The following is an 18,145-nucleotide window of genomic DNA, read 5'->3' as shown; positions in this document are numbered from 1 at the left end:
GGTTCAAGGGGTGACGTCAAGGGCGTCGAGGTCGCCGAAGATCCGCTCCACGCGGCCCCGGGCCTCGCTGGCCATGGCCAGTGAGGCGAGGTACTGCTCGCGGGCGACGATCAGGGTGCGCTGGGCGTCCAGCACTTCGATGAAGCCGAACTTGCCGCGCTCGAAACCGCGGGTGGCGGTGTCCACGGCCTGGCGCGCGGCGGGCAGGAGGGTGCTGTCATAGGCCGCGACCTCCTGCATGGCCGTGCTCCACTGGTTGAGCGCCGTGCGGGTTTCCCCGCGCAGGCGCAGTTCCACGGCATTGCGCAGGTCGCGGGCCTGGTCGGCGCGGCGCGCGGCGGTGAGGACATTGCCCTGGTTGCGGTCGAACAGCGGCAGGGGCAGGGACACGCCGACCACATTGACCCGCTCGCGCTCGGCGCGGTCGTACTGGCTGCCGAGGCTGACGGTGAGGTTGGGGATGCGCTGGGCCTTTTCCGAGCCCAGCGCGGCGTCGTTCTGTTCGATATGGGCGACCGCCTGGCGCAGTTCGGCGGTGTCCCGCAGACGGTTGAGCAACAGCGCTTCGGCGGGCGGCAGGCCAGGCGACAGCGAGGTAGCGTCGAGACGCTCCACGCCATCGGCGGCGCTGCCGGTGACCTGGGCCAGTTGCCGGTAGGCATTGCTCTTTTCGCTTCGCGCCCGGTTCAGTTGCAGGCGTGCTTCGGCCAGTTGCACCTCGGCCCGGGTGGCCTCCACCGGTGACGACTTGCCCGCGCGCACGCGGCCTTCGACCACCCGCAGGCCGCGCTCGGTGAGGTCGAGGGACTGCTGCGCCAGCTCCACCGCGGTCTGCGCGCGCAGGGCGCCATGGAAGGCCTGGACGACCTCGGCGCGCAGCGTATTGACCTGCTGTTCCAGGGTCATCTGCGCCAGGCTTTGCCCGACCCGCGCCACCTCGATCCGTGCCCCGCGCTTGCCGCCCAGTTCCAGCGGCTGGCTGAGGGTCACCGTGGTGGTGCTGGTGTCGCGCCGGGTGTCCTCGACCTCCCAGGACAGTTCCGGGTTGGGGATCAGCCCGGCCTGGCGCCGGGCGCCTTCGGCGATGCCGATTTCCTGGCGGGCGGCGGCCAGGTCCGGGTTGTGGGCCATGGCGCTGGCGATGGCCTGCGGCAGACTGAGGCTGTCGGCCAGGGCGAACGGCGCTGCCAGCATCGCGCAGAACGCGGCGATCGTTCGGGAAAGGGTGGGGGATCGGGGCACTTGCGGGTCCTCGTGGGCGCAAAGCCTGACGAGAACGCCGAACGTGCCACCAGGCCCTGATGGAAAGAGTCGTGGCACTCTAATGAGCGGCAGCTATCAGCGCGGTGGCGGCAACATTACAATTCTGTAATCAAGCCAACGTCCCGAATGACGAAACTGTAATTATCCAATCACCTTCCTGTTATTCGTCCTCTGCAACTATCGCTTCGGCGCTCTTGTCCGGCGCCCCGTGGGCATAAGCAACTTCCAACAGCGCCTGTCGGGTTTCTCATAATAAAAACTGCCGCACCTCGAAGGAGCATTGCATGAGTTACACGTTTCCACGTTATCTGGTGGCGTTATGCGCATTGTCCGCAAGTTATGCGGTCAACGCCGAAGAACAGGCCGAAGGTTTTATCGAGGGCAGCAACCTCAGCGTGCTGAACCGCAACCTGTACTTCAACCGCGACCATCGCGACGGTCCCGCGCCGGCCTACGGCAAGGCGGGTGACAACGGTTATTCCGAAGCCTGGGCCCACGGCATCATTGGCAAATTCTCCTCGGGCTTCACCCAGGGCACCGTCGGTTTCGGTGTCGATGCTTTCGCCATGCTCGGTCTGAAACTCGATACCGGTGGTGGTCGCAACGGCGGTCGCAGTTCCTTCGACGTGCTGCCGGTGAACCGCGATGGCGAGGCCCGCGACGAATACAGCAAGCTCGGTGGCGCGGCGAAAGTGCGTTTCCTCGACACCGTGGTGCGGGTCGGCGACGTGTTCCCGGCCACGCCGGTGGTGGCGGCGGGAGACTCGCGCCTGTTGCCGGAGAGCTTTCGCGGGGTGACCGCGGAAAACACCAGCTTCGACGGCCTCACCCTGCAGGCCGGGCGCCTGCATGCGATGAGCCAGCCGGTGTCGAGCAATATGCGCGACGGCTTCGCGACCTTCTATGGCGGCGCGGTGGATTCGCCCTGGGTCGCCTACGGTGGTGGCGATTACGCGGTCACCGAGCACCTCAGCGTCAGCCTCTACGGCAGTCGCCTGAAGGACGCCTGGAACCAGTACTACGCCGGTGCCAGCTTCACTTACCCGCTGGCCGACGACCTCGACCTGATCACCGGCTTCAACGCCTACCGTGCCGTGGATGAAGGCAGGCAACTGCTCGGCGAGTTCGACAACACCATCTGGAGTGGCAAGCTCGGCCTGCGTTTCGGCGCCCATACCCTGGCCCTGACCCACCAGCGCAACAACGGCGACGACGACTTCGACTACCTGCGCCATTCCGACTCGATCTTCCTCGACAACTCGATCCAGTACAGCGACTTCAACTCGCCGAAAGAGCGCTCGTGGATGCTGCGCTACGACTTGAACATGGCCAGCTACGGGATTCCCGGCCTGTCGTTCATGACCCGCTATGGCAGGGGCAGCGACGCCGACTACTCCAATGCCAACGCCGTGTACATGCGCCGCGACGCCAATGGCGACCCGCTCACCGACCAGAAGCGCTGGGAGCGCAATATCGAGGTCAAGTACGTGGTGCAGAGCGGCGCGGCCAAGGACCTGTCGCTGCGCGTGCGCCAGGCCAATACCCGTGCCACGGCTTTCGAATCGGACCTGGACGAGGTTCGCCTGATCGTCGAATACCCGCTGTCGGTACTCTGATCGGTACTTGCCTGATCGGTACTTGCGCAGCACACCCCATTCACCTTTGGCTGCACAACTCCTTTGGTTGAAGGTGGATCACTTTGCGCCCGTTGACGGGCGCTTTTTTTTGGGGTTTTTCACGGAGTCCCGGGAGCTTGGGTTGAGTGGCGGTGTCTGGAGGGGCAGGGGTATCTACATATCGTTGAAGGCTTTGTGGGGGGCGCATCAAGGCCGCCAGGTGCCTGTCTTGAGTCTTGCAGCGCCCTCAAGATCGAGCGCCGCCCGCGCGGCGCATCGCTGTGCATGACGATGCTCTGCCAGCGCCCTTGAGATCGAGCGCCGTCCGCACGGCGCTTCGCGAGCAAGCTCGCTCCCACAGTTTGTTGCAACGCGCCATGGCCTGTGGGATTTGGGTGGTCAGCCTTTGTCTTACTGCGATGTATCGCGGGAAAGCTGTTGGGTTCGACTCGGTATCGAGTCGAACGCACAAGGCGGTCAATGGCGGTCTATCAGACATAGGTTCGTTGCAACAAACTGTGGGAGCGAGCTTGCTCGCGAAGCGCCGCGCGGGCGGCGCTCGATCTCATAGGCGCTGCAACACTCAAGACAGGCACCTGGCAGCCTCAATGCGATTTCCCTCCAGGCGCCGGAAGATGTGTCCGGTCTCTACACGCACTCTCAATCGTTCGCCAGTCGCCTGAACACCAACCCCGCCGCCAGGCACATCGAACTCACCAGCAACAACGTCAACTGGATATCCCCGGCCTCCGGCTGTGCATGTCCGCGCAGGCCCTGGATCAGCCCGAGGATCATGGCCGCCAGGCACACCGCCAGGCTCAGGCTGAGCTGCACGCTGGTGGCCGACAGGGTCGCCGCGCTGGCCGAGTGCTCGGGCGGGATGTCGGCGTAGGTCAGCGCGCCCACGGCGGTCATCTGCAGCGAGCGCGACAGCCCGCCGATGAACAGCAGGAACATCACCACCACGGGGGCGGTATCGGCGCTGAACAGCGCGCACACGGCGATGGAGAACGCGCCCAGCAGGCTGTTCCAGACCAGCAGGGTGCGGCAGCCGAAACGCCGCGCCAGAGGCACGGAAATGAACTTGATCAACAGCGCTCCGGCGCCGCCGGCGAAGGTCAGCAGGCCGGCCTGCAGCGCGCTCATGCCGTAGCCGAGCTGGAACAGCAGGACCAGCAGGAACGGCAGCGCGGCACTGCCCAGGCGGAACAGCGTGCCGCCGCCGAGCACCACGGCGAACCCGTGAATACGCAGCAGCGACAGGTCCAGCAGCGGTGCGCTGCTGCGCCGTGCGTGGCGCAGATAGCCAAGGGCGAAGAGCACCCCGGCCGCCAGCAACAGGCATGACCACTGCCAGCGCAGCGAACCATGGCCGAGGCTTTCGAAGGCCAGCACCAGGCAGGCCAGCGCCGGGCTGCCGAGGAGAAAGCCGCGCAGGTCCAGGGGTCGACCGCGTTGTCCCGGATAGTCCGGCACATGGCGCAGTACCAGGGCGATGCCGAGCAGGCCGATGGGCAGGTTGAGCAGGAAGATCCAGTGCCACGACAGCCAGGTCACCAGCAGGCCGCCCAGTGGCGGACCGAACACCGGGCCGAGCAGGGCAGGCATGGTCAGGTAGGCCATGGCCTTGAGCAGATCGCCCTTGCCCGACCAGCGCAGCAGGATCACCTGGCCCACCGGGACCATCAGCGCCCCGGCCATGCCCTGGCAGAAGCGCGCCAGTACCAGTTGCCAGAGGCTGGCGGACAGCGCGCAGGCCAGCGAACTGACCACGAACAGGGCGATCGCCGCGACGAATACCCGCCGCGGCCTCAGGCGTTCGGCGAGCCAGCCGCTGAGCGGGATGAACATCGCCACGGCCAGCAGGTACAGGGTCACCACCAGGTTCATGCGCACGCCGGGCTCGGCGAAGTCCACCGCCAGTTGCGGCAGGGCGGTGAGCACGGCGGTGGAGTCGAGCAGTTCCATGAACAGCGCGCAGCCGATGATCATCGGCACCTTGCGTTGAAAGGTGCTGGCGACCGGCGTCGGCTCGGGATGGGTGAGGGCGTTCAGCGGGCCGGCCTCAGCGCAGCGCCAGGCGCTGGGCGTTGAGCGTCGCGGCGATGCGTTCGCGGCCGTGCAGGGCGCTTTCATCCTTCAGGCGGTTGATCACCTGCTCGCGCCACGGCGGCGTGTCCTGGCCCTGGGCCTGGCTGAACTCGGCGGCCAGCGCTTCGTATTGGCGGATCAGCCGTGGCTCCTGTTGCGGGTCGACCTGATAGGTGTCGCGGTGCACCGTCACGGCCTGGGGCAGCCGCGGCTTGATCGCGGTCTGCGTGGCGGCGTAGCCGACGCACAGGCCGAACACCGGATACACCAGCGGCGGCAGTTGCAGCTCGTCGATCACCGCCTGCAGGTCATTGCGCAGGGCGCCGATGTACACCGTACCCAGGCCCAGGGCTTCGGCGGCGATCACGGCGTTCTGCGCCGCCAGCGCGGCATCGATGCTGCCCACCAGCAGGCTGTCGAAATAGGCCGGGGCCTGGAGCTGGATGTCCTGGGTATCGGCGATGCGCTGGGCCCGCGAGAAATCCGCCAGCCACACCAGGAACAGCGGCGCCTGGACGATATGCGCCTGGTTGTTGGCCAGGGCCGCCAGGCGTGCGCGGCGCCGCGGGTCGCGCACCTCGATCACGCTCCAGGCCTGCAGGTTGGACGAGGTGGCCGCCGACTGCGCGGCGGCGACCAGGGTTTCCAGGGTGCCGGGGGGCAGTGGGCGGTCGGCGTAGCTGCGCAGGCTGCGGTGGTTGAGCAGGTGCTCGATGATCGGGTTGTCCAGGGCGGGCGTGGCGTGTTCGGCGCCGTAGCGCTGGTTCAGCAAGGTGGCGGTCGCGGGCATGGCAGGGCTTCGTCGGCGGGAAAGGTGGCGAGCAAGGTAAGGCGGCGGGGTGGGGTTTGTGAAATATCGCTTGGTGCTTTTCTAATAACTGATCGCATAAATCAAATTATCTTGTATGCGAATTTTGCATTTAATGAGGGCCGTGGCACTGCATAGCTTTCGCCTATCCCCCGAGCATATTTTTACTGGTTTCCGCTGCCCTGCCGGCTGGCGCACAATGCTGACCAGCAAGCCTACCAATCGGTAGGTCGCCATCCCGCCAGGTACGGAGATCCTCGATGACCGTCATGAACAACAACAACGGCAAGACCACCCAGGCTTATCAGAAACTCGACGCGGCGCACCATATCCATGCCTTCCTCGACCAGAAGGTGCTGAACGAGAAGGGCGCGCTGGTCATCGAGAAAGGCCAGGGCCTGAACCTGTGGGACACCGAGGGCAAGCGCTACCTGGACGGCATGTCCGGCCTGTGGTGCACCGCGCTGGGCTACGGCCGCGCCGATCTGGCCGCCGCGGCGACCCGCCAGCTGGAGGAACTGCCGTACTACAACCTGTTCTTCCAGACCACCCACCCACGGGTGATCGAGCTGTCCGAGCTGCTCTTCAGCCTGTTGCCCAAGCACTACAGCCATGCCATCTACACCAACTCCGGCTCCGAGGCCAACGAACTGCTGATCCGCACCGTGCGCCGCTACTGGCAGGTCGCCGGCAAGCCGCGCAAGCGCATCATGATCGGTCGCTGGAATGGCTACCACGGCTCGACCCTGGGCAGTACCGCGCTGGGCGGCATGGGCTTCATGCACGAGATGGGCGGCATGCTTCCGGACTTCGCCCATATCGGCGAGCCGTACTACTACGTGCACGGTGGCGAACTGAGCGAGGAGGCCTTCGGCCTGCAGGCGGCCCGCGAGCTGGAGACGAAGATTCTCGAGCTGGGCGCCGAGAACGTCGCCGCCTTCGTTGCCGAGCCGTTCCAGGGTGCCGGCGGCATGATCTTCCCGCCGGCAGGGTACTGGGCCGAGATCCAGCGCATCTGCCGCAAGTACGACGTGCTGCTGTGCGCCGACGAAGTGATCGGCGGCTTCGGGCGCACCGGCGAGTGGTTCGCCCACCAGTACTTCGGTTTCGAGCCGGATACCCTGAGCATCGCCAAGGGCCTGACTTCCGGTTACGTGCCGATGGGGGGGCTGGTGTTGTCCAGGCGCATCGCCGAGACCCTGGTGGAAGAGGGCGGGGTGTTCGCCCACGGCCTGACCTACGGCGGCCACCCGGTGGCGGCGGCGGTGGCCATCGCCAACCTCAAGGCGCTGCGTGACGAGCAGATTGTCGAGAAGGTCAAGGGCGATACCGGCCCGTATCTGCAGCAACTGCTGCGTGAACACTTCCAGGACCATCCGTTGGTGGGCGACATCCAGGGCGCGGGGCTGGTGGCGGCGTTGCAGTTCGCCGAGGACAAGGCCACGCGCAAGCGTTTCGCCAATGAAAACGACATCGCCTGGCGCTGCCGCACCCTGGGCTTCGAGGAAGGGCTGATCATCCGTTCGACCCTGGGCCGGATGATCATGGCGCCGGCGCTGGTGGCGACCCGGGGCGACCTGGAGGAACTGGTGGAGAAGACCCGGCGGGCGGTGGACCGGACGGCGCGGGAGATCGGGATTCTCTGAGCCCTTGAGGGCCTCATCGCGGGCAACGCCCGCTCCCACAAGTTTCGCGTACACCGCAGGACCCTGTGGGAGCGGGCGTTGCCCGCGATGAGGTCGGTGCTGCAGTCGAGATCCCGCCTGACACTACAAAGCTTTTTCATGCCTTCACAGAACATATTTCATATTTTTCCTGTTCCACGAAACACCGCAGAATCGAAGCCATACGAATAATCAACGACGCTCCCGAGCGATCGATACCAGGCCGGTGCCGGACCCGCGACCATCCACTGCGCGGGCCAATAACAACAATCCGCACCCGCCTTTAGCTGCCCTTTCAAGCCTGTCCGTTCCAACTGTGCCGGGGTTCCATACCCGCGCCCGCTCGCGCGTGCGCGTTGCCCCGGCATTTACCTTGAGAAGTAGGGAGGAAGTGTCGATGTCTTTGAAAATGCATGCGTGCGCACTGGCAGTGGTATCCGCGTTGCTGGCGGGCAATACGATGGCGGCGGCGGACAAGCTCACCGTCATCTCCTTCGGCGGCGCGACCAAGGCCGCCCAGGACCAGGCCTATTTCAAACCCTTCGAGCAGAGCGGCGCCGGCAAGGTGGTGGCCGGGGACTACAACGGCGAATTGTCCAAGGTCAAGGCCATGGTCAGTGTCGGGCAGATCTCCTGGGATATCGTCGAGGTGGAAAGCCCCGAGCTGCTGCGCGGCTGCGAGGAGGGCCTGTTCGAGCGGCTCGACCCGGCGCTGCTGGGCAATGCCGATCACTACATCGCCAACACCGTCAGCGAATGCGGCGTGGCCAGCTATGTCTGGTCGATGGTCATGGCCTACAACCCGGCGAAGGTCGGCACGCCGCCGGCGTCCTGGGCGGACTTCTGGGACACGACCAAGTACCCCGGCAAGCGCGGCCTGCGCAAGGGCGCGAAATACACCCTGGAAGCCGCGCTGCTCGCCGACGGCGTGAGCAAGGCCGAGCTGTACCAGGTGCTCGCCACCCCCGCCGGGGTCAGCCGCGCCTTCGCCAAGCTCGACCAGATCAAGTCCTCGATCCAGTGGTGGGAAGCCGGGGCCCAGCCGCCGCAATGGCTGGCGGCCAACGACGTGGTGATGTCCGCGGCCTACAACGGGCGCATCGCCGTGGCGCAGAAAGAGGGCACGAACCTCGGCATCGTCTGGAACGGCGGCCTCTACGACCCGGACCACTGGGCCATCGTCAAGGGCTCGCCGAACAAGGCCCTGGCCGAGCGTTTCATCGTCTTCGCCAGCCAGGCGGACACTCAGAAGACCTTCTCCTCGAACATCCCCTACGGCCCGGTCAACAAGCAGACCCTCGGCGCGCTGCCGATGGACATCCAGGCGCAATTGCCCACCGCCCCGGCCAACCTGGAGCAGGGCCTGCTGGTGGATTCCAGCTTCTGGGTCGATCACGGCGAGGAGCTGGAAGAGCGCTTCAACGCCTGGGCCGCGCGCTGACCGCCGACTCACCCGCCCGGCGCCGTGCGTGCGGCGCCGGGCGATACCGCTGCACACAACAACGATAAGAAGGATGCTGCAATGAACGCTTCAGTGATGGCGGCGACGCCGCAGCCTGCCGGCGGCTTGCGCCGGGTTCTGGGCCTGGGGGCCCTGTTGTCGGTGGCCATCGGCCTGGTAGTGTCCCAGGGTGTGATGGTCATGATGCTGCAAGGCGCGGGCATGGCCGGGCTGGGCTTCATCATCCCGCTGGGCATCGCCTATGTGCTGGCGCTGACCTATGCCATGTCGTTCTCCGAGCTGGCGCTGATGGTGCCCCGCGCCGGCAGCCTGAGCAGCTACACGGAAGTTGCCATCGGCCACTTCCCGGCGATCCTCGCGACCTTTTCCGGCTACATGGTGGTGGCCATGTTCGCCCTGTCCGCCGAGCTGCTGTTGCTCGACCTGATCATCGGCAAGGTCTACCCCGGCGTGCTGCCGCCGATGGTCGTGGCCGGCGGCATGCTGGCGCTGTTCACCGGCCTCAACCTGCTCGGCATCGACGTCTTCGCCAAGCTGCAGACCGTGCTCGCGCTGGTGATGGTGGCCATGCTCCTGGCCCTGGGCGTCGGCGCGCTGGGGCACGCCGAGGGCAGCCTGCAGACCGCCCTGGACCAGGGCTGGAACCCGCTGGGTGCCGGTGCCCTGACCCTCGCGGCGATGGCGATCTGGGGCTTCGTCGGTGCCGAGTTCGTCTGTCCGCTGGTGGAGGAAACCAAGCGGCCGGAGCGCAACATCCCGCGCTCGATGATGCTTGGCCTGAGCATCATCTTCGGCGTGATCGTCCTCTATTGCCTGGGCGCCTTGCTCCTGATTCCGCGGGAGCAGCTGGCGAGCGACCCGCTGCCGCATTTCCTCTATGCCACCACCCTGTTCGGTGAAGGCGGCAAGGCCTTGCTGGTGGCCGCGTCGGTGACCGCCACCGCGAGCACCGTCAACTCGTCCCTGGCCGCGTTGCCGCGGATGCTCTATGGCATGGCCGAGAACGGCCAGGCATTCCCGCAGTTCAAGCGCCTCAGCGTGCGGACCCGCACGCCTTGGGTGGCGGTGCTGTTCATCGCCGCGATCACCGGCCTGCCGATCCTGATCCTCGGGCAGAACCCGGAGGCGGTGAGCCTGCTGCTGCTGGCCGCGGCGCTGGCCTGGCTGCTGGCCTACATCGTCGTGCACATCGACGTGATCGCCCTGCGCCGGCGCTATCCCCACGCGAAGCGGCCGTTCCGCACGCCGTTCTACCCGCTGCCGCAGATCGTCGGCATCGCCGGCATGCTGTTCGCCATCTGGCACGCCTCGCCCGCGCCGGAGATGACCGCGAAGATCTTCGGTACCGCCGGGGTGGTGCTCGGGGTGATTTCGCTGATCGCGGTGCTGTGGGTGAAGCTGGTGATGAAGAAGCCGTTGTTCAGGCCGGAGCCGTTGGTGGTGGGGGAGGCGGCTGCTTCTGAGGTGGGTTGACGTTTCGAACCGCCGACAAGCCAGTTCTCTCAAACTTGGCGCCTCTATATGGGCGGGCATCTGTGGGAACTGGCGAAGTGGCGGTTACTGCAATTGCGGTTGCCGTACCTCAGCTGCGTTTTGAAAGAGAGGCCGAGAAAATTATCCACGCGCTGCTTGAGTGCAAGGTCGAAATCGAGTCGATTTTGAAGAGTGCTCGATAGTCGCGCAGTGCCCGCTGAGCGATCTGTTCAGCGGGCAATGGCTCAAGAGCGGGCTTTGATCAAGGTCTCCTGGATGGCATTGCGACAGCGACCTAGTGCTTCGGTCAACTGATCCTTGTTGCGCATGAACCGCGCTGCCGGGACGGTAATGCTCAGCGTGTAATGGAGGCCCGATACGTCCTCCAGGACGGTGCCCACTGCGCTGATGTCTTCTGTATGCTCTTCCAGATCGTAACCAAAGCCGGTGCGCCTTACTGCGTGCAATTGTTCGATCAAAGCGGTCACATCGGTGACCGTATGCAGCGTATGACGTCGGATTTTGCCGGCTATGATTTGCCTGACTTCTTTGTCAGAAAGTGTCGCGAGGTAGGCCTTTCCGTGGGCGGTGCAATACAACGGGAAGAGCGCACCTACCGCCGAGACAATTCGCAGTTTGCGGTCCGATACGATCTGATCGATGAAGAGCAATTGATTGTCGACCAGCATGGAAAGGTCGACTGTCTCATTGATCTCGTTCGAAAGCGCCTTCATGTGAGGATGGGCCAGACTTTTCACGTCCATCCGCGCGATACTGCCGAGGCGAGCCAGTGCAGGACCCAATTTGACGCCTTTGCGCCCAGCTGTGACCAGCCCCTCGGTTTCAAGTGCCTGCACAATCCGTTGCACGGTGGAACGGGCCAGAGCCACTTTCGTAGCGATCTGACCCAGGCTCAGCCCTTCAGGATCTGCGCTCAAGGCATTGAGTATTGCGGCGGCACGGGCAATGACTTGAATGCCATTGTCCCGTCCGGATTTTCTGGCGTTTGCGTCGTCGGCGCTGGCAAGTGCGCCCTGGATCTGTGAGTCCACGCTTTCCATAGACGATATCTCGGGGTTCAGCATTTGGCCTCTCCCACATACATTGCCCGTAGTCGCGGGTCATTCATTATTTGATGTGCCGAGCCTGACAGAGCAATTTGCCCACGCTCCAGCACGTGAACCTTATCAGCGATCTCCAGCGCCCGCTGAACATCCTGTTCAACAATCACCATCGTCATACCCTCGGCTTTGAGGATGCTTAGAGCCTGGTAAAGCTTATCCATCATCACGGGGGCGAGACCAAGGCTGATTTCATCGAAGATTACCAACTTCGGCCGACTCATCAACGCGCGCCCGATGGCAAGCATCTGCTGCTGGCCGCCTGACATTGCGGTACCGGGATCTCGCCTGCGCTGCTTCAGGTCAGGGAACAAACTGTACACTTGTTCCAGCCTTTCACTGAGCTCGGCCACATCCTTGGTTCTGGCGTTGATCAGCAGGTTTTCTTCAACCGTAAGGTTGGCAAAAATCTTGCGGCCTTCGGGGCAATAGGCGATGCCTGAGCGCGCCCTTAGGTGCGAAGAGACTACTGTAATTTCTTTATCATCAAATCGCAGCGCACCGCTCGTGGGCTTCAGCACGCCGCTAATCACGTTGGACAGCGTGGTCTTGCCGGCTCCGTTAGTGCCCAGAATGGCAACTGATTCCCCTTCGACAATCTCAATGGTAATGCCCTGGAGGACCTTGGCCTGGCCATAACCAGCATGAATGTCTTGAAGGTACAGCAAGGTCTTGGGAGGGGATGTCGTTGTGCGTGGGGCAATCAGTCGATCCAGATTCAAAGCTTTACCTGAAAGTGGGGCGTCTTTGCTCTGCGATGTGGCCCCGCCATGAGCGCCCAGATAAATCTGAGCGACTTCCTCACTGTCCAAGACATCATCAGTACGTCCTTCGGTGACTTTTTTGCCGAAGTTGATTACCAGGGAGCGATCACAGCACTCCCTCACGACCCTTAAAACGTGCTCGATGATGATCACCGAATCCAATTCGCTGCGTAGAGACTGAATCAGGTCTATGAGTTCACCAACCTCACTGTCTAGCAATCCTGCACCTACTTCATCCAGAAGGAGGAGCCTGGGTTGTATCGCAAGCGCCCGGGCAATCTCCAGGCGTTTGCGCCGCAGGAGGGGCAGATTACGGGCCTTGAGATTGCGCTGACCCAGAAGTCCCGTGCGCTCCAGAATGGCGTCGCAGGTGTCGTTGGCTTCGCCGTTGCCGCACCAGGGGTTTAGCGCAAACATCGCAGTGAGCAGATTGTCTCGAACACTCATGTCCAGGAAGGGGCGGGGAACTTGGTACGTCCGGCCTATACCGAGGCGTGCCCTCCCGGCAGCATCCAGGCGCGTCACGTCATTTCCGTCAAAGTGGATCGTGCCGGCAGTAGGTTTCAAGGCGCCGCCAAGCAGGCCAATGAAGGTTGACTTGCCTGCCCCGTTGGGACCGATTACGCCGCAGATCTCACCTTTTCGCAGATCGAACGACATATCCTGAATGGCATGCACACCACCGTATGATTTGCTGAGGCCCTGTACGCTGATGAGCGAGTTGCTCGACGTTGTTGCGCTCATGAGCGTTTACCTCCGAATTTGGCGTGTACGAATACCTTCTCAGCCAGACCCACCAGGCCTTGAGGAGCAAAGCGAATAGCAATGATCAGGAAGAGACCGAGTAGCAATAGATGGACTGCGGGGTAATCTGCGAACAGCTCACCTAGCAACACGACCAGAAATGCACCTGAAACCGGTCCCAACCGCCGTCCCTGGCCCCCGATGATGACGACCGTCAGCACGCTGACCGTCCACTGCAGGTTGAACATTCCATACGGTTCGATGGCGCCCATCTTCAATGCTTGCAGGCCACCGGCTACGCCGATGATGAAACTCGAAATGGCGAAGGCGATCAGCTTGATTCGGAAGACCCTGACACCGAATTGAGCTGCAGCATCCTCATCGTCCCGAACGGCTCGGAACAGAACTGAAAGCCTGCTTTCCGCGCAGGCATGGATGATTGACCAGGTCATTACGAAGGTCGCAAAGGCGAGCCAGTACAGATGCTTGAGCTCGGGTGGGTCAGGCGAGAGGAATACCCCCGTTGCACCACCCAGGGTTTCGCAGTTGACCATGAACAGACGCAGTGCCTCGGCAAGCGCCAATGTGCCGATCGTGAAGTAGAGACCTCGGAGTCTGAATACCGCTCGGGATGCGAGGACTGCGGCCACTACGGCGCCCAGCCCCGACAGCAAAAGTGCCACCGGAACGTCGATGCCGTATTGGTTCATCAGGCCTACCAGTATGTATCCACCGATGCCGACGAACGCAGCAGTGCCAAGGGATACCAGCCCGGTGTAGCCAGCTAGCAGGTTCCAGGCTTCGGCCATGACCAGCAACAAAAGAAATTGGAAGCCAATCTCGAAGCCGTAGTTATCGAGCCGGGTCGAAACAAGAGCGAACCCGGTGATCGTCACGCACATGCCAATGGTTGAATATGTGGGCTTGGAAAGTGATTTAGGTGTTTTCATGGTGACAGCCGCATGCGGATCCATTTAAGCGGTTCCTCGATTCATGATGCCTGTGGGACGGAAGGTGAGAACCGCAATGAAAAGAACCAGGCCAACGAGATCCCGATAACCATCTCCAAGCATCATCGCTCCCACGCTCTGCAGCACGCCCAGCGTGATGCCGCCAAACAGTGTTCCCCTGATACTCCCAAGACCACCCAGAACGACGACAGTGAAGGCTGTCAGCAGGTAGCTTGCCCCCGAGGAGGGCGTGAACGAAAACGCAGTCCCGATCAGCACGCCGCTCAGTGCTGCACAACCAGCCCCAAGGGCAAAAGCCATTGAACGCACCCTGCGAACATTTACTCCGTGCACTTGGGCTATCACGGGATCTGCGGAGCTCGCTCGAAGCTCGCGACCGAAAGCTGTTTTCTCGGTTACCCAATAAACCAGGGCAATCGCACAAAGCGATATGCCGCATCCAATCGCGTAGCTGCTGGAGATGGTGAGTGGGCCTAGATGCAGTGCCGTGGCCGCGTAGGGAATATCGATGGAACGTGTATCGGCGCTGAAGAACATGAGAAACAGGTTCTGGGCAATGATGGATAAGCCGAACATGGTCATCATGCCCGCTTCCATCCCTTTGTTTATCAAGGGCGCGACGAGCAAACGCTCCAGTGGGTAAACGGCTGCGGCGGCAAGTATCGCGATTAACGGAATGCAAAGAATCGGATCTAGACCGGTAAGCCTGAGCAGGTAGTAACCGAGGTAGGCACCGATCAGCAACAGCTCGCCGTGTGCGAGGTTTACCAGTCGCATTACACCCAACACGATCGAAAGCCCCAGTGCGGCCAGTGCCAATGTAGCGCCTAGCAGGACGCCGGATGCGAGGCTGTTGAGGATGATCACAAGGCTTGGCATGGTGGCTTTCTCACTGAGGGATTGCTTTGCCGGTAGCTCTGCTTTTCGGCCAGATAACTACCGGTTTGCCGTCCTGCCATTGCACTACTGACATGACGATTGGAGAGGTATGGTCGGCTGCAAATTTGACGGGGCCGATCACATACTCCTTATCCGTTTTTGCGATCGCGGCGTTGATTGCTGCACTGTCAGTGCTGTTGGCTGCGCTGATGGCATCCAGGAGGATCTGTGCAGTGGCGTAGGAGTCGGCGATATGCTGACTGAAGCTCGATTTGGTTTCCTGCTCAAAACGGGTGGCCAATTCACGCGCTTGTGGGAATGGGAAACTGGGATCCCAGTAGCTGCCCACGAGGACGCCATCGGACAACTTCCCCAGCGCCAGGGCAAACTGCTCCGGTTCCGCGCCTTTCTCCATCACCAGAACTTTTGGACGGAATCCAGCAGCTTCCATCTGCTTGCGAATGGCCACAGCTTGCGGCGTGATCGCGTCCACCAGCACGATCTCGGCTCCTTTGGATTGAGCCTCCATGATCATGGAGTTGAACTGAGTATTATCGATTGGAAACGAGGCGCGGCTCACGACTTCATAACCGTCGCGCTCGGCAAGGCTTGGCCAGAGCTTGCCGCCGATGACCGATCCATCTGGACCGTTGTCATGAAGAATGGCGATTTTCTTGTTCGTAGCGACGTTCAGTTCTTTGAGTAGCAAGAATGGAGCTTCAGCAACGTCCTTCTCATCGAAGAACACTGACCAGGCGTATTGCCACTGGCGCACCGCCCGGAACGCGCCGAGGGGATTGCAGCCAGCGACGAGCGGCACGCGATTTCGCTCGGCGATCAAGGCGCCGGCGTTGACCAGAGCCGGCGTGCAAGACCCCAACATGGCCACGGCCTGGTCGCGAGTAATCAGTGTTTGGGTGTTGCGCGAGGTGGTCACGGGATCAGTCTTGTCATCCCGAACGACCAGTTTGACGGGGGTTTTCACACCGTTGATCAGCAAGCCGCCTGCTGCGTTTACTTCGTCAACAGCTGTTTGATAGCCCCACTTCTGATAGCTACCAAAACCCGCCAATGAACCAGACAACGGAAGTGACGCACCGATTACGACCGGAGCGGGCTCTGCATGGGCATGGAGTGTGAAATCGGCAAGGAGAACCAGTGCCATCACCAAGAACAGTTTGAAACGAGTAAGTACCCAGCGAGGGTTAGGGAGGGAATGCATGTCAGTCTCCGATTGTTGTTATAGAGAGGACTGTTAGAAGTAGTACTTGGCGTCGACTGAAAGTGTGGTCTGCCGGTCGTCGCGCGCGTTAGCGAAGGCTTTTTCTTCACCATTGTCGGATTGCCAGTCGTATCGAATTTCCGGACGCACCAGCACGTGAGGCGTGGGATTCCAGTTCACGCCGAGGGTGACTGCGTTGAATGTTCCGGCAACCGCCGTCGTGGGGAAAAGAGCAAAACCGTCAGGGTCTTCGAAGCGTTCGAGACGAACGCCGTACTCAAGGGTTTCGCTGTATTTGTAGCGAGCAGTGGCATTCACGCCTCGATAATGTGCACCACTAAAGGGCTGGCCAGTGACAAGGTCAATGGCATTGGAGCGATCGCCCTCTTGTCGACCGTACAGACCTTCAACGATGACTTTCCATTGCGGCGTCAGCTGATGCTGCACTACAAGTGAGTGATGCTCTCGGCGCAGACCTTCATCTGCAAGGATGCGCGAGACGGGCATCTGGATGTCGTGGTCGATATCATTCTGCTCATCGCCACTCATGAAGCTGTAATCAACCCATGTCTGCATGTCGGGGGTACGGTATCTCAACGCACCCAATACGCTCTGCTGAGCATTATTGTCCTGCCAATTCTGTCGGCCAACGGCGACACCAAACTCAGCAGCGAGCAGCCCCGCAGACCCTCGATACAGGTTGGTGGACAGAAGCACGCCTGATACCTGATCTGGTTGAGCGACCAGGGCGTAGCTGTAGGAGTAGAAGAAGTTGGGGCTTGGACGAGTTGGTGGTGGGATTTCATAACCTACTCCCGAGCCGAAACGTCCCGCAGTAATCGCCAGGCCGTCCAGTACGGGAATGTAGGCCTGAAGGAACGCTTGAGGCATCGCGAGGTAATTGTCGCGATTCGTCGCCGCCTCAACCGGGTCGACATTGCCAGGCCGGTTGATTCCCCAGTGCTGGTCAAACCCGAACATAGCGGCTGGAAGCGCGTTGCGGCCATACAACAGCTCTGCAGTAAAACCCCAGGAAAACTCATCTGGCCGGGGACCTGGCAGCGGTGTCACCCGCGGAATCACATTGCTTTTGATCTGCTTTTCAACGGTGAGCTGAAAGGCGTTGAGCTGGAAACCTTCGTCAGCCGGACCGGTGATGGGATGGTTGCCACTTCCTTGCTTGGGCGAGATTCCATCAGAGGTATTGTCGTTTTGTGAAAAGCCGACATCGATGACGCCTTTGATGCGTACGCCGGTGCTTTTTTCGAAGTCAGGGCCAAGCATCCATCGGCTTAAAGAGCCATCAGCTGGATAATCTTGCGCATACAACGGGGCAATTACGCTGGCAAGGAATGAGGCTGCTGCCAATGGATAAGTTATCCGCTTGTGCTTACTCAATTTGACACTCCACTTATTCTTGTTGTCAGTTGGATGTGCGGATTCAAAGATAAGGTTTTGAATACTCCTTGATGACAGCGTCAAACAGGCGTTTCGCAAGTGAGAAGGTGTTCTTCGCGGCGATACGCATCGCCCGCATTGTTGAAATGCAGACTCGCTTGACTGTTCTGGCGGTAATGTAGGGCTGGGTCATGTGAAACTCTCTTATTGTTATGTCCGTATTACGGTACATGGGTTCACATGAGGCTCAGCCTAGGTTTGGCCATTCGAAGGTGTCAATCGGCGGGCGGCGTTTTGATAAAGAAAGTAGGAAGAATGCCGGGGCGAGTGGTACCGCCCGGGAAGTAAAATTCAAGTTTTATCCAGTATTTTCATGTGTTTATACATTTTTCACGGCTTGTCTTGGCTGCCTGATTCGATAGCAAGGTAATGTACCGCATTATGGGTTTGCCCGGTCTGCAGATGATTTTCAGTATTTTTGCATCCCCAATAACGGTTTTCTATTTTTCTGATAAATGCTCGCATGTACCGCAATGCGATACAGAACTTGCATCGTTTGTTTCTCCCGCTATTTACCCCTTCAGACCAACACGGACGCGGCTTTGACAGACTTTGCGTATCTGTGGTCCTGAAAAAAACTGCGCAATTGTCTTTCCCTTCGTTGACATC

14 protein-coding genes are annotated in these 18,145 nt (G+C 61.4%); 4 read left to right on the top strand and 10 right to left on the bottom strand.

Annotated features, from left to right (window positions below):
* Nucleotides 1-3 precede the first annotated feature (3 nt).
* Nucleotides 4-1,194, bottom strand: coding sequence for a TolC family protein (locus CHB99_RS23115; RefSeq protein WP_084703031.1), 1,191 nt, complete (start codon nt 1,192-1,194; stop codon nt 4-6).
* A 353-nt stretch (nt 1,195-1,547) separates the two neighbouring features.
* On the opposite strand from CHB99_RS23115, the gene CHB99_RS23110 reads away from it, so the two are divergent.
* Nucleotides 1,548-2,879 (top strand): OprD family porin, encoded by a 1,332-nt coding sequence (locus CHB99_RS23110; RefSeq protein WP_042130633.1) that lies wholly within the window; start codon nt 1,548-1,550, stop codon nt 2,877-2,879.
* A 660-nt stretch (nt 2,880-3,539) separates the two neighbouring features.
* On the opposite strand, the gene CHB99_RS23105 is transcribed toward CHB99_RS23110, so the two are convergent.
* Both CHB99_RS23105 and CHB99_RS23100 read right to left on the bottom strand, forming a co-directional pair.
* Nucleotides 3,540-4,871, bottom strand: coding sequence for an MFS transporter (locus CHB99_RS23105; RefSeq protein WP_084702910.1), 1,332 nt, complete (start codon nt 4,869-4,871; stop codon nt 3,540-3,542).
* A 73-nt stretch (nt 4,872-4,944) separates the two neighbouring features.
* On the bottom strand, nt 4,945-5,760 hold the full coding sequence (locus tag CHB99_RS23100) for an NADPH-dependent oxidoreductase (RefSeq protein WP_042128545.1): 816 nt from the start codon (nt 5,758-5,760) through the stop codon (nt 4,945-4,947).
* A gap of 287 nt (nt 5,761-6,047) precedes the next feature.
* Here CHB99_RS23100 and CHB99_RS23095 point away from each other — a divergent pair, with 287 nt between their 5' ends.
* The 3 genes from CHB99_RS23095 to CHB99_RS23085 all read left to right on the top strand — a co-directional run bounded on the left by CHB99_RS23095 (nt 6,048) and on the right by CHB99_RS23085 (nt 10,377).
* Complete coding sequence (locus CHB99_RS23095) at nt 6,048-7,424, top strand: aspartate aminotransferase family protein (RefSeq protein ID WP_089266652.1); 1,377 nt, start codon at nt 6,048-6,050, stop codon at nt 7,422-7,424.
* A gap of 478 nt (nt 7,425-7,902) precedes the next feature.
* Nucleotides 7,903-8,883: an ABC transporter substrate-binding protein gene (locus CHB99_RS23090; protein ID WP_377698255.1), complete on the top strand. Its 981-nt coding sequence runs from the start codon at nt 7,903-7,905 to the stop codon at nt 8,881-8,883.
* Nucleotides 8,884-8,979: 96 nt separating this feature from the next.
* Nucleotides 8,980-10,377 carry an APC family permease gene (locus CHB99_RS23085; RefSeq protein WP_042128552.1) on the top strand — a complete coding sequence of 466 codons (1,398 nt, stop codon included), beginning with the start codon at nt 8,980-8,982 and terminating at the stop codon, nt 10,375-10,377.
* A 245-nt stretch (nt 10,378-10,622) separates the two neighbouring features.
* On the opposite strand, the gene CHB99_RS23080 is transcribed toward CHB99_RS23085, so the two are convergent.
* The 7 genes from CHB99_RS23080 to CHB99_RS29865 are packed head-to-tail and all read right to left on the bottom strand — an operon-like array spanning nt 10,623 to nt 17,669.
* The gene (locus tag CHB99_RS23080; RefSeq protein ID WP_052419528.1) at nt 10,623-11,462 is read right to left on the bottom strand and encodes an IclR family transcriptional regulator; all 840 of its coding nucleotides are present in this window, start codon (nt 11,460-11,462) and stop codon (nt 10,623-10,625) included.
* Nucleotides 11,456-13,006, bottom strand: coding sequence for an ATP-binding cassette domain-containing protein (locus CHB99_RS23075; protein ID WP_042128554.1), 1,551 nt, complete (start codon nt 13,004-13,006; stop codon nt 11,456-11,458). Before CHB99_RS23075 ends, CHB99_RS23080 begins: the two co-directional genes overlap by 7 nt.
* A complete protein-coding gene (locus tag CHB99_RS23070; protein ID WP_042128556.1) occupies nt 13,003-13,980 on the bottom strand; it encodes a branched-chain amino acid ABC transporter permease in 978 nt (325 codons plus the stop codon). The genes CHB99_RS23075 and CHB99_RS23070 overlap by 4 nt, the downstream gene beginning before the upstream one ends.
* The gene (locus tag CHB99_RS23065) at nt 13,981-14,856 is read right to left on the bottom strand and encodes a branched-chain amino acid ABC transporter permease (RefSeq protein WP_042128558.1); all 876 of its coding nucleotides are present in this window, start codon (nt 14,854-14,856) and stop codon (nt 13,981-13,983) included.
* Between the two features lie 10 nt (nt 14,857-14,866).
* Nucleotides 14,867-16,078, bottom strand: coding sequence for an amino acid ABC transporter substrate-binding protein (locus CHB99_RS23060; RefSeq protein ID WP_042128560.1), 1,212 nt, complete (start codon nt 16,076-16,078; stop codon nt 14,867-14,869).
* A gap of 33 nt (nt 16,079-16,111) precedes the next feature.
* Nucleotides 16,112-17,476, bottom strand: a complete 1,365-nt coding sequence (locus CHB99_RS23055) for an outer membrane beta-barrel protein (RefSeq protein WP_141137325.1) — start codon at nt 17,474-17,476, stop codon at nt 16,112-16,114.
* A 43-nt stretch (nt 17,477-17,519) separates the two neighbouring features.
* Entirely contained in the window at nt 17,520-17,669 is a 150-nt protein-coding gene (locus tag CHB99_RS29865) for a hypothetical protein (RefSeq protein WP_156994715.1), read from the bottom strand.
* Nucleotides 17,670-18,145 lie beyond the last annotated feature (476 nt).

The organism is Pseudomonas japonica, from assembly GCF_900188455.1.
Lineage (GTDB): Bacteria > Pseudomonadota > Gammaproteobacteria > Pseudomonadales > Pseudomonadaceae > Aquipseudomonas > Aquipseudomonas japonica.
The sequence above is the reverse complement of the archived record's forward strand: the minus strand, read 5'-3'. Positions and strand labels throughout refer to the sequence as shown.